The following is a 12,990-nucleotide window of genomic DNA, read 5'->3' as shown; positions in this document are numbered from 1 at the left end:
AATTAAAAACAAAAAATGGCAGCAATTGGAAAAATCAGAAGTTGGGGACCTATCCTTATCGTGGTAATCGGTTTGGGTCTTTTTGCATTCATTGCTGAAGATTGGAGCAAAATTGTCGATGCTCTCTTTGGCAAAAGGAACGAGGTCGGTACCGTGCTTGGAAAGACGGTTGACATCAACGATTTCAATGAAAGGGTAAACGAGTTTACGGAATATGTGAAAATTGCCCGTGGAATGGAGAACCTGACAGACGAGCAGACAACGGCTCTGCGCGATCAAGTTTGGCAGACAATGGTTCAAAACAGCATCATTGAAAAGGAAGCAGGAGAACTTGGTCTTACTGTTACAGATGAGGAGTTGCAGAATATGATGAAAGAGGGAACAAACCCAATGCTTCTCCAAACTCCTTTCGTAAACCGGCAGACCGGTCGGTTTGACTATACCATGGTACAGAAATTTCTAAATGACAAGTCTGCATTGAACAATCCCCAATTAGCCGAGCAGTATGAAGCAATCAGCAAATTCTGGTCTTTCACAGAGAAAAATCTTCGCACACAACTTCTCGCACAGAAATATCAGACCCTTTTTGCTCGTTGCATGATGGTTACAAACAATATTTCAGCAAAGTTGGCATTTAAGGCAGAGAACGAGGAAAGCACAATAGAACTGGCTTCAATACCATATTCGTCGATTAATGACAATAAAGTAACTGTAACAGATGCCGACCTGAAAGCAAAATATGAAGAGTTGAAACCTATGTTCCGTCAGTTTAAAGAGACTCGCGACATAAAATTTGTAAGCGTCAAGGTCGCAGCTTCAGATGCTGACCGTAAAGCAACAAACGACCAAATGAATAAATTTGCAGAAGAACTCAAGAGTGCCGAGACACCGGGTAATGTCGTAAGCAAAAGTTCTTCACTCATTCCGTTCAATGGCGTTCCCGTGGGTAAAGATGCTTTTCCAATGCCTGTGGCATCAAAACTTGACTCTATGTCCGTTGGACAAACGTTAGGTCCGGTAATCGGTGAAGACAATACGATTAATATTATACGTCTCATTGCAAAAGAGCAATTGCCTGACTCAATACAAATTCGTGTAATCCAAGTTGCGGATCAAAATGCAGATATGGCATCAAAACGTGCAGACAGCATCTACAACGCATTACAAGGAGGTGGAGATTTCGATGCACTTGCAAAGAAATATGGTCAGACAGGGGAGAAAACTTGGGTGACAACGCGTCAATATCAGAATGCTCCGGCAATTGACACGGATTTCCGTTCTTATATCAACTCGATTAATAATATGGCTGTTAACGAGACGAAGAACGTAAAACTTTCAGGTGGAAATATGATTGTACAGGTTACCGACCGCCGTTCAATGGTTACGAAATACATTGCTGCGGTTATTTCCAAGACAATGGATTTCTCTAAAGACACATACAATACTGCATACAACAAGTTCAGCCAATATGTAAGTGAAAGCCGCACCATTGGGGCTTTGGAAAAGAATGCCGCAAAATATGGTTATAAAGTGGAGGAACGCAAAGACTTGTCAAGTACGGAATATTATGTCGCAAATGTCAACAACACACGCGATGCAATGAGATGGATTTATAGTGCAAACGTGAATGAGGTTTCTCCGCTTTACGAATGTGGCAACAATGACAATCTCCTTGTCGTTGCATTGACAGGAATACATGATGTCGGATTCCGCACGCTTGACGATTCCAATGTTAAGGAATATATAAAGAATGCAGTCATTCGTGACAAGAAAGCAGAACAGATAATTGCCAACGTGAAAGATGTAAAGTCTGTTGAAGCAGCAAAAGCAAAGGGCGCACTGGTAAATGAGGTGGCACAAGTGACATTTGCAGCACCGGTGTTCGTTCAGGCTACCGGTGCAAGCGAACCGGCTCTCAGTGGTGCTGTGGCTGCGACAGGCAAGGGCAAGTTCTCTGCTTCCCCCGTAAAGGGTAATGCCGGAGTATATCTTTTCATGGTAAAAGACAAGGTTACTCTTCCCGGAAAATATGATGAGGCAACATACGCCGCACGTCTCGGACAGAGAGCAGCACAGGCAGCTCAGCAGGCATTGCAGGAGTATTTCATCAAGGCAGACGTGAAAGATAAGAGATACGTTTTCTTCTAATTTGAATCTTCTATTAGAAAGTATGTAATGTAAACAACATAATACAATTATGCCATTAGGGCGGGTTCCAAAAGTTTTACACACTTTTGGAACCTTCTTTTTTCAATATCAGTTAATGCGTTGTTGTTCCAATTTATATCATACGATGCAACATTTAACCCAAATCGGTCATTAGACCGCATTTACTTAGATTTGCTATTGCCGTTACGCTTCCCAACCGCTTTAGCCCGCTTGCTGACATCTGCGCAGCCATTTCATCTCTACGTTAGCCCGCTACGCCTTCGATGAAACGGCTGCACATCTGCTCAACAATCGAACAAAATCGGTTGAGGGTTCTAATGACCGATTTGGGTTTAAACATAAATGATTTTTTCACTTGTACTTAACCGAACAGTAAATTCGGCGATTTTGGTCTGTAAATTCGGCAAATTTACTATCTTGTTTGTAATTAGTGGCAGGTCTATTCGTCGTTAACATAAAAGCAAGAGCATAAGTCACGATGTTATTTGGAATACGACGAATAATGCAATAAATCTTTTTGGTAAATAGGACTTTATGAGAATAAAAGGATTATCATCAAAATGCCGTATGAAATTGATTACGGTTTCTGGTTGGAAATCAATCGAGATATGTAGTGTTTTTTAGAAATACGGCATTCAAATAATAACCGGACAAGCATTCAAATACTTGTGAGATTTGCCATATTAATATCGGTGTACAGAAGAAATCAAATCTATCCGTGACAATTAGAACGATGGAAAAGCAAAAGAACAGAGCGCACTTTGTGCAGAATACGGATACATATATATTGTAAGTTTTAATGTGTTAATTCTCATTTTTCACTCCTACATATCGACGAATTACAAGATGACAAAATGTAATAAAAAAAGGTTAAAAGCACTTTTTCTTTAAGTAAACATTCTTTTTTAATAAATAAAATCGCTAACTTTGCACCTGCAAAAATGGGTAAGTCCTGCACGGCCAGCTCCCTTCGAATCCTCCAGGACGGGAACGTAGCAAAGGTAGTTGGTTGTAGCGGCGCGATGCAGACCGCTTACCCACCCGCCTCTTTAGCTCAGTTGGCCAGAGCACGTGATTTGTAATCTCGGGGTCGTTGGTTCGAATCCGACAAGAGGCTCAAGAAAGTTAAAGGTTAAAAGTTGAATGTGCAGGTATTTTCTTTGCCATTGACTTTTAACCTTTTATAGTTTAACTTTAAAGAATATATGTGAGTTATGAGAGATTTTGGAACATTGGCGCAGGTTAGACGCAGCCATCGCAAGTTTACAGACGAAGAAATTGGTGCAGACGACGTAAGATTGATACTTCGTGCCGCACTTATGTCTCCTACAAGTAAGAGCAGAAGAGATTGGCAGTTTGTTGTTGTTGATGACAAGAATGATCTTGAAAAGATTTCAGATGCTAAAAGTCATGGTTCACAACTTATAAAAGAAGCCTCGCTTGCCGTTGTAGTCTTAGGCGATCCCATGACAAATGACTGTTGGGTGGAGGATGCTTCCATTGCTGCAATATCCATGCAATACCAAGCCGAGGATTTAGGTCTTGGTTCTTGCTGGGTGCAAATGCGCGGGAGAGGACTTTCCGACGGCACATCTGCCGACACCGTAATACGCGGAGTACTTGATATTCCTGAAAATCTATCGTGTCTGTGTGTGATTGCATTCGGACACAAAGCCGAAGAAAGGAATGCTCAAAATGAAGATCGCTTGAAGTGGGAGAATGTTCATGTCGGGCGATATTAAGCGTATTGTAATCATCGGTGCCGGAAACCTTGCCACGAACCTTGGCGAGGCATTGTTGCGACAAGGCATAAAAGTAGAACAGGTTTTCAGTCGCACGGAAAGGTCTGCCGAATCTTTGGCAAAAAGACTCGGCAGTCGCCGGACGACATCTTTTGACGGCATCGTTACGGGAGCCGACCTTTATATCGTTTCTGTCAAGGACTGTGTACTCGACATTGTTCTTCCGAAAGTTTTGGAAAAGGCGGCAGGCGGCATAGTGGTTCACACTGCAGGAAGTGTCCCGTTAAGTGTTTTCGGAGACACAAATGTGGCGCATGGCGTTTTTTATCCCATGCAGACTTTCAGCAAGCAGAAGAATGTGAATTTCAGAGAGATATCAATTTTCGTTGAGGCTTCCGACGAGCGTACTTGCGAGGTGCTTGAATGTTTCTCGCACGAACTTACGGAAAAGGTATATCGTCTCGATTCCGAGAAGCGTCGTTATCTTCATGTTGCCGCAGTGTTTGTGTGTAATTTTGCCAATCATTGTTTTGCCATTGCAGATGATTTGCTTTCTGCCCACAACATACCATTCAGTGTGATGCTTCCGTTGATAAATGAAACCGTGAAAAAACTTGAGATGCTTTCTCCACGAGAATCACAAACAGGTCCCGCGGCAAGGAGAGATATTGATGTTATCAATGAGCATTTGGAACTTATAGAATCTCCTGTGGCGAGGGATATTTATGAAATTATGAGTAAAAGTATAATGGGAATTGATAAATGACAGAGTAATATAAAAATGATAAACTACGATTTGAGCAAGATAAAAGCCATTGTGTTTGATGTTGACGGGGTATTGAGTTCCGAGACTGTTCCTCTCCACCCCGGCGGCGAGCCAATGAGGACGGTAAACATTAAGGATGGATATTCCATACAGTTCGCCATGAAACAAGGTCTTCGTATTGCCATAATAACGGGAGGTGGCACAGAGGCTGTGCGGTTGAGGTATGAAGGTCTTGGCGTAAAGGATATTTATATGAAAGCCGCCGTTAAGATAAATGCTTACGAAGATTTAAAAAACCGTTACGGATATTCTGACGATGAATTGATTTTTATGGGTGACGATATTCCGGATCTTCAAGTGTTGAGAACGTGCGGTTGTCCCTGCTGTCCTTCGGATGCTTGTGCCGAAGTAAGACAGACTTGTATATACATAAGTGACAGGCGTGGCGGATATGGTTGTGGTCGTGATGTGGTGGAGCAAGTATTGAAAGCACAAGGAAAATGGCTTTGTGATGCACGAGCATTCGGATGGTGATTTTTTAATTGGAAACAGATAATATACAATGAAAATAATATTGGCTTCGGGAAGTCCGAGAAGAAAAGAATTGTTATCGGGGTTAAATGTTGATTTTGAGATAAGATTGTTGCCCGGAATAGATGAGAGTTATCCGGACGATCTGCCTGTACAGGAAATTAGTGAATTTATTGCGAGAAAGAAATCTTCTGCTTACAAGGGAAGTATTTCTTGCGACGAACTTGTGATTACCGCCGATACGATTGTAGTGATTGACGGTAAAGTTCTTGGTAAACCTGTTGATGCCGAAGAAGCCTGCTCAATGTTAAGATTGATAAGCGGTCGTACGCATCAGGTCATAACCGGAGTATGCCTTATGACAAAAGAACAAGAGCGAGTTTTCTCGGTTGAGACCGACGTTACTTTCAAAAAACTTTCAGAGAGTGAGATAGAATATTACGTTGAACATTACAAACCTTTTGACAAGGCCGGTGCATACGGCATTCAAGAGTGGATAGGCTTTATTGGGGTGGAATCAATACAAGGTAGTTATTTCAATGTAATGGGACTGCCGGTACAGCGTATTTATAGCGAACTTTTGGCATTCCAAAACTCAATGTAGCGGCGTGCAACCTTTACATGGTCATGATGTCTTCGAACATATTCGATACTGTCTTGTTTCATCGTCGGAATATCTTTCTTGTGTTCTATCAGCCACTCTAATTGTTCAACGACACTTTTGTAGCATGGCAGAACATTTATAATGGGACGAAGTTCTCTTTCACCTATAATATCATAGTTTTCCGGTTCTCCTCCACCTATACATATTATTCCCTTGCTCATTGCAAGCAGAGAATTCATGCTTGGTGTGTATGAATACAACTGGTCGAGAATGACATCGCTTCCATCCATAATTTTTTGGTATTCGTTGAATGACACCCCCTCCGCTTTCATTATCTCAATTTCTTCCGGATGGCGTGCGGCAACGTCGAGTGCAGCCTTCAGCATAATATCCGTTCCTTTGTATTCGTTCCTTCCGCGGCTTATTCCGATGAAAATTCTAATCTTCTCATTGTGTGAGGTTATGGAGGAGGGGGAGTTTTTTCCAAGATTAATTGGAAGTGGAATAAAACTTGTTTTTTCCGGGAATACATTCTTGTATGTTGCATAGTATTCGTATAGACAAGCAACTATTCCGTCACAGTCTTTTGCTATTATTCTGTTAAGTTGCTCTTTCGGAGTACCTATCCAATCTTTTCTTTCCTTTACCGCATCATAGTTATTTCTGATTTTGTTGCCAATATTGAAATCGCTATATCGCAGAGGCATTTGACAAGAATTTATTTTTGCCCAATAATAGTCCATACCGAAAGCGCCCATGAAAAGTTTCCCGTTTTCTTTTCTTATTCGTTTGTAGAATGGAATAATACGTTGCGCCTTCAATTCAAGGAACATGGGGTTTATTAGTTGAACAACATCGAAGTTTTTCATTTTTGGCATTACGGATAACAGTTTTGCCATTAATTTGACTCCTCCAATCTTCCCCGGTTTGCGTGCAATATCAATGTCTCTTGGGAAATCTTTCCAAAAATCTCCATTGCTTGCCACCACGACCTCGTTTCCCAATTCACGCAATCCCTCGGCAAGTGTCGCATGCAAGTTGCTGTATTCGCCTAACAGTAATATTCTCATCTTTCACGTTTCAGCAAAGGCAGTGCAAGCATTAATACTTTCTTTCCGGTGTCGGATTTTATCATCTTGTTGAATATCTTGTATTTCCATGTATAATTGTCGGATGGGAGCGGATATAGTCCTTTTTTCTCTAAATTCCTTATTCGCTTTTCGAGTTGATGCCTTGACCGGGTAAGTACAATGGTGTTATAAATATAGTCCATGGTAAGTTGTGCCACTCTTCGACGCAATGCCGCGGAATCTTGTGCCGGCAAGGTGCCGGCAAGGTGGTAAAGGTTGTATATGACATGCTCGGTGTCTGCAAGTCGTTTGGCAAGTCTTCGTTTACCTTTTTTGTGCGTTACCGATGAACTGTTCTTGCGGTAATAATATGCGCAAGTATCAGTGGCATACAATTTTTCTGCGCTTAGTATTAGTTGTGGTGTAAATTCTTCATCCTCACCAAATTCTACTCCTGCGCTAAATTTAAGGTTTGCAAGTATGTTACGGCTGAATACATATCCGCACACAGATGCCTTGATGTTGTTACGACGCATGTATTCTTCTCCGCTCAACGGTCCATCGAACATATATGGCGTGTCTATGTTTGTGTCTTTTTTTGTGAAATTGAATAATACTATGTCGGGATCTTTGAATCTAACTATGTCGAGACAGTGTTCATACCCGGCAAGAATTAGTTTGTCGTCTCCATCGATGAATTGTATGTATTTTCCGCTCGCGATTTTCAATCCCATATTCCTTGCCACACTGACACCCTTGTTTGGTTGCCGTATATATATGATATTGTCGCAGATTTCCCTTATACCCGAAAGCGTATCCTCGTCAGAGCCGTCATCGACAACTATAATTTCCACCTCGCGGTGGTTCAGTGATAATGCCGTTATGCTTTGAAGGCATTCTTTGAGCATTTCATCCGGCAGATTGTATGTCGTGACTATGAAACTAACGAGCGGAGTTTGTTCCGTAGCATAAATATTGTTAGGCATCGTAATGGTATTTTATCGTTTGCAAAGTTACGATATTGATTTGAAAAAATGATGTTTTTCATGTGAAATATTTATATATGACATTTTGCGTTTTAAATATTTTTATAAAAAAAGGCGGTGGCGTGTAATAAAAAAGCACTTCCCTCGTTAATAAATGAGGTTATGGAAAGCAACAGGGTCAGTTATAATCATATTTTGAAATATACCGGTATTTTTGGTGGCATACAAGGTGTCAATATTCTTTTTGCCCTTGTTAGGAATAAGTTTGTTGCACTAATACTGGGACCTGACGGAATGGGGCTTGTCTCGCTATTCAATTCCACGGTCAAACTCGTTTCCGATTCTACTAATTTCGGCATTCATATTAGTGCTGTGAAGAATATTTCCGAAGCGTTAAGCAAGAATGACGGGTATGAGGTAGAGAAAAACATTGCAATAGTAAGGTCGTGGAGTCTTCTTGTGGCATTATTTGGCATGCTCGTGTGCATGCTTACGGGATCAATGTTGGACAATATTGCTTTTAGTTGGGGCGACCACAGTCTTCATTTTATACTTTTGTCTCCCATTGTGGGTATGGCTGCGATTACCGGCGGTGAAACGGCAATTTTGAAAGGTACGCAGAAACTTCGTGGTCTTGCTGCTATTTCCTCGCTTAACATAATATTTGCACTTGTCACAACAATACCTATATATTATATATGGGGTGAAAGCGGTATTATTCCGTCGCTTATCGTCGTTGCTGTAATACAGATGTTGCTCACAATACGTTACTCCTCCAGAAAGTATCCTTTAAAATTTGATTTCTCAAAGGCAGCCCTTGGCAGGGGAGGGGGCATGATAAAACTTGGTGTGGCATTTGTTTTGGCCGGAATAATGGGAAGCGGCATCGATTTTGCCATAAGGTCGTTTCTCAACAACTATGGTGCGTTGGATACAGTAGGATTGTATAATGCGGGATATGTCATCACTCTTTCCTATGCCGGCATGGTGTTTTCTGCTATGGAATCCGATTATTTCCCGCGTTTGTCGGCAATTACATCAGATACGGCGGCACGCAACATCGCCATAAACAACCAGATTGAGGTATTGCTTTTGCTAATATCTCCAATGATAGTGGCATTCATAGTCTTTATGCCTGTTATAGTGCCATTATTGCTGAGTTCCAAGTTCCTACCCTCTATAGAAATGATGCAGGTAATGGTGTTGTCGCTCTATGGGAGGGCACTTGTCCTGCCTATGCAATATCTGCCACTTTCCCGTGCTGATTCGCGCTCTTATCTTCTGCTTGAGGCTATATATGATGTGTTGTTGTTTTCTGCGACGGCATTACTTTACATTAATTTCGGCCTTATCGGAGCCGGTGTAGCCATCACGCTTGTGGGGCTGATAGATGTTTTCGTTACTATTTTTTTTCTTCGTTTAAGATATTCTTATGTCTTTAGTCGCAATGTAATGAAATATGTCGTTGTGCAAGTTCCGCTCGGTATTTGTGCCCTCGCAATAAGTTTCCTTATCAACGGCTGTATGTATTGGTGTTTCGGTGTGTTGCTCGTTGCTTGCAGTATTCTCTTTTCGTATATGATTTTGAGACAGAAAGTGAAACTTTGGAAAAAGCTTTCCGACAAATTCTTGAATATATTAAAAATAAAGTCGAAGAGGGGAGATGATGGGGAAAGTTAGTGTATTGGTGGCGGTTTATAATGCCGGGAAGACTATTGCAAGATGCCTTGACTCGCTTATTGCCCAAACACATAACGACATAGAGATACTGTGTGTAGATGATTGTTCCACCGATGACTCTTTTGACCTGTTATGTGAATATGCAAGAAATGATAACAGGATAAGAGTTTTCAAGCATACTGAAAACAAAGGTTCGGCGATGGCGCGTAACAAAGGACTTGCAGAAGCTACAGGAGATTTTGTATGCTTCCTTGACAGTGACGACCGTTTGTCTGAAGACGCATTGGAAAAGGCTTTGTGCGTGTTCGATGACAATCCGCGTACAGATTGCGTTCTGTTTCATGTGAGAATGGTTGACGGAGAAGTGGAAGAGAATTACCCTATGTCACACTTTGACTTTATGACAGGATATGAGGCTTTCGAGGCTTCCCTTACTTGGAAGATACACGGCTGTTACATGACACGCATGCCGCTTCACAAACGATATCCTTATGACGAAACTTGCCGCGCATATAGTGATGACAACACAACGAGAATACATTACTTCAATTCAAAGGAAGTGAGATGCTGCGACGGAATTTACTTTTATTATAAAAACGAAATGTCGGTTACCCATAAGCCAAGCGTAAGACGGTTTGATTACATGAAAGCAAATGAATCGATGAAAAGACAACTCACGCTTATGGGTGTTGACGACAAAGTGATGCGGATGTATGAAAAAGTAAGATGGCTTGTGGTAGTAGATACATATATGTTTTATTTCGTTAACCGCAATCGATTGAAAAGAGAAGAAGCCGATTTCGGTATCAATGAGATTAAACGTGTGTGGGAAACTATTGAAACTGACAAGATTGACTTTGCATTGAAACACAAATTCGGATATATGCCCCTGCGTTTCTCTTGGAAATTATTTCGTCTTCAAGAAGAAATTTACTTCACTTTAAAGAAACTTATTGGAAGAATTTGAAAAATGTCAGATAAAACTTTGAGTTTCGACAAGAAAATGGTAATTTTGCGGTTGAAATGACACTGATAATCGTAACTATATTGATTTTGAGTTATCTTTTGATAGCCACATCAAACCTCACAAAAGTCAATAAGACGGCAATAGCCATCTTTGCAGCGGCTGTGGGTTGGGTGTTGTATATCTGTTACGGAACAGATTTTGTGATGAGTCAGCACTCAGCCGAATATATTGATTTTCTCGGTGGAGCAATTCCCACAAGTACTGCGGTTAAACACTATATCGCACAAAACATTTTTTTGAAATATGTAGGTAGAGGAGCGGAAATAGTATTGTTTCTACTTGCCACCATGACTATTGTGGAGATACTTAACAATAATGGTTGTTTCGATTTCCTTACAGAATTGATGAAAACACGGAATAGTAGGAAACTGCTATGGATGATGACCGGAATAACATTTGTCGTTTCTGCAAATCTTGACAATATAACCACTACTACAATGATGCTCGTAGTGATGCACGGTTTGATACCAAACCGCCGTCATCGGATAATATATGGGTGTGCAATAGTATTGGCGGCAAATTGTGGAGGTGCATTGACCGTCATCGGAGATCCGACAGGCTTACTTTTATGGAATAATGGCGCAGTTACGGCATCGAGGTTCTCGGCATCATTGGCAATTCCATGCCTCGTTTCATGCGCATTGCCGGTATTTATGTTGGGCAGAATGCTTCCGGAAAGAATCAGTATTGAATGGGTCTTACCTTATAGAGGAGACGATACCAACTTATCAAGATGGCAGCGCATAATGATGCTTTTTGTGGGTATAGGCGGACTTTGGTTCATACCCACATTCCACAACATAACCAAGTTGAGTCCGTTTATAGGGGCACTTTGCGTACTGTCGCTTTTGTGGATAGTAAATGAAATTGTGAACCGCAAACTTATGAATGTTGACAAGATGATACAGCGCAGAATGCCGCGTGTACTTCAGTATGGAGTTATACAGATGATGCTTTTTGTCATGGGTATGATGCTTGCGGTCGGGGTGGTATATGAGACTGGCGCTTTGAGTTGGCAGGCGCGAAATATAGATTATCAGATACATAATATATGGATAGTAAGTGCCATGGCTGCTGTAATGAGCAGTATGGTGGATTCTTTTGCAACATCATTAAGTTTCATATCGCTATATCCGATTGTTGATGCCGAAGCATTGAACAGATGGACAGATGCAGACTATATGGCATCGTTTGTTCAAAACGGTAATTACTGGAAAGTAATAGCATATAGTACGGCAATGGGAGGAAATTTTATGCTTACCGGCTCGCTAAGCGGATTGGCATTAATGAAAATGGAACGCATACATGTGGGATGGTATCTGAGAAACGTAGGTCTCATGTCGTTTATGGCATGGATTATAGGAATGTTTGTCATTATGATAATGACATTATAGTTATTTTGAAAATAATAATGCAATGAGTAGGATAAAAACTATTGGCGTGCTTACATCCGGCGGAGATGCTCCCGGAATGAATGCTGCCATACGTGCCGTGACACGTGCAGGAATATATAACGGTTTTAATATAAAAGGTATATACCGGGGTTGGGATGGATTGATTAATGGAGAGATACATGATTTTACGACCGAGAACGTTTCCGGTATCATAATGATGGGAGGGACAATACTAAAAACGGCACGGTCAAACGAATTTATGAAACCGGAAGGCAGGAAGAAAGCATACGAAAACATGCAAAAAGAAGGTATAGATGCACTCGTGATTATAGGAGGCAACGGCTCATTGACAGGTGCGCGCATTTTTGCAGAAGAATATGATGTTTGCTGTATAGGACTGCCGGGTACAATAGATAATGACCTTTATGGAACTGATTCAACTATCGGATACGACACCACGATGAATACAATTATGGAGTGTGTTGACCGTATAAGAGATACTGCGCAAAGTCATGAACGCATTTTCTTTATTGAGGTAATGGGAAGAGATGCTGGTTTTCTTGCGCAGAACAGCGCAATAGCAAGTGGGGCAGAGGCAGCAATTATTCCTGAGGATTCCACCGATGTTGACCAGTTGTCTCGTTTTATGAAAAGAGGTATAAGAAAGTCGAAAAAGAGTTGCATCGTTATCGTGTCTGAAAGTAAGAAATGTGGTGCGTTGTATTATGCAGATCGTGTACGGAAAGAATTCCCAGACTATGATGTCCGGGTGTCAATATTAGGACATTTGCAAAGAGGAGGCAGACCAACGGCACACGACCGTGTACTCGCTGCGCGAACCGGAGTGGGAGCAATAGAAGCAATAATTCAGGGACAAAGGAATGTGATGATTGGAGTGAGGTATAATGAAGTTGTATATGTGCCTTTCAACGAAGCAATCAGAAGTGATAAACCATTTGACAAGAAACTCATAAAAGTGCTTGATGAATTGAGCATATAAATGTATTGCGACTTGCAAAAA

Annotated in this window: 11 protein-coding genes and 1 tRNA gene; 10 read left to right on the top strand and 2 right to left on the bottom strand. The window is 41.3% G+C overall.

Features of this window, described 5'->3' with window-relative positions; translation table 11 throughout:
* Positions 1–15 precede the first annotated feature (15 nt).
* The 6 genes from EII32_RS06340 (at position 16) to EII32_RS06315 (ending at position 5,812) form a co-directional block, all read left to right on the top strand.
* Positions 16–2,148 carry a peptidylprolyl isomerase gene (locus tag EII32_RS06340; RefSeq protein WP_125234598.1) on the top strand — a complete coding sequence of 711 codons (2,133 nt, stop codon included), beginning with the start codon at positions 16–18 and terminating at the stop codon, positions 2,146–2,148.
* A gap of 1,064 nt (positions 2,149–3,212) precedes the next feature.
* A tRNA-Thr gene (locus EII32_RS06335) sits at positions 3,213–3,286 on the top strand.
* A 97-nt stretch (positions 3,287–3,383) separates the two neighbouring features.
* A complete protein-coding gene (locus EII32_RS06330) occupies positions 3,384–3,911 on the top strand; it encodes a nitroreductase family protein (protein ID WP_125234597.1) in 528 nt (175 codons plus the stop codon).
* Positions 3,895–4,677 carry a Rossmann-like and DUF2520 domain-containing protein gene (locus EII32_RS06325; RefSeq protein ID WP_233582324.1) on the top strand — a complete coding sequence of 261 codons (783 nt, stop codon included), beginning with the start codon at positions 3,895–3,897 and terminating at the stop codon, positions 4,675–4,677. The genes EII32_RS06330 and EII32_RS06325 overlap by 17 nt, the downstream gene beginning before the upstream one ends.
* 15 nt (positions 4,678–4,692) lie before the next feature.
* Complete coding sequence (locus EII32_RS06320) at positions 4,693–5,211, top strand: KdsC family phosphatase (protein ID WP_125234595.1); 519 nt, start codon at positions 4,693–4,695, stop codon at positions 5,209–5,211.
* A gap of 28 nt (positions 5,212–5,239) precedes the next feature.
* A complete protein-coding gene (locus EII32_RS06315) occupies positions 5,240–5,812 on the top strand; it encodes a Maf-like protein (protein WP_125234594.1) in 573 nt (190 codons plus the stop codon).
* Here EII32_RS06315 and EII32_RS06310 read toward each other — a convergent pair.
* Together EII32_RS06310 and EII32_RS06305 are read right to left on the bottom strand one after the other, a co-directional pair.
* Positions 5,776–6,882: a glycosyltransferase family 1 protein gene (locus EII32_RS06310; RefSeq protein ID WP_125234593.1), complete on the bottom strand. Its 1,107-nt coding sequence runs from the start codon at positions 6,880–6,882 to the stop codon at positions 5,776–5,778. The two genes, EII32_RS06315 and EII32_RS06310, sit on opposite strands and share 37 nt — an antisense overlap.
* Positions 6,879–7,868, bottom strand: a complete 990-nt coding sequence (locus tag EII32_RS06305) for a glycosyltransferase family 2 protein (RefSeq protein ID WP_125234592.1) — start codon at positions 7,866–7,868, stop codon at positions 6,879–6,881. The genes EII32_RS06310 and EII32_RS06305 overlap by 4 nt, the downstream gene beginning before the upstream one ends.
* A gap of 162 nt (positions 7,869–8,030) precedes the next feature.
* Here EII32_RS06305 and EII32_RS06300 point away from each other — a divergent pair, with 162 nt between their 5' ends.
* The 4 genes from EII32_RS06300 to pfkA are packed head-to-tail and all read left to right on the top strand — an operon-like array spanning position 8,031 to position 12,969.
* The gene (locus EII32_RS06300) at positions 8,031–9,548 is read left to right on the top strand and encodes an oligosaccharide flippase family protein (RefSeq protein ID WP_125234591.1); all 1,518 of its coding nucleotides are present in this window, start codon (positions 8,031–8,033) and stop codon (positions 9,546–9,548) included.
* Positions 9,532–10,515 (top strand): glycosyltransferase family 2 protein, encoded by a 984-nt coding sequence (locus EII32_RS06295; RefSeq protein WP_317125328.1) that lies wholly within the window; start codon positions 9,532–9,534, stop codon positions 10,513–10,515. The genes EII32_RS06300 and EII32_RS06295 overlap by 17 nt, the downstream gene beginning before the upstream one ends.
* A gap of 56 nt (positions 10,516–10,571) precedes the next feature.
* The gene (locus EII32_RS06290; RefSeq protein WP_125234589.1) at positions 10,572–11,969 is read left to right on the top strand and encodes an SLC13 family permease; all 1,398 of its coding nucleotides are present in this window, start codon (positions 10,572–10,574) and stop codon (positions 11,967–11,969) included.
* A 22-nt stretch (positions 11,970–11,991) separates the two neighbouring features.
* Positions 11,992–12,969, top strand: a complete 978-nt coding sequence (gene pfkA / locus EII32_RS06285; RefSeq protein ID WP_125234588.1) for a 6-phosphofructokinase — start codon at positions 11,992–11,994, stop codon at positions 12,967–12,969.
* Positions 12,970–12,990: the final 21 nt, after the last annotated feature.

This window comes from Prevotella sp. OH937_COT-195 (genome assembly GCF_003932845.1).
In the GTDB taxonomy this organism is placed as follows: Bacteria; Bacteroidota; Bacteroidia; order Bacteroidales; family Bacteroidaceae; genus Prevotella.
This window is presented reverse-complemented; position numbering and strand designations above follow the sequence as displayed.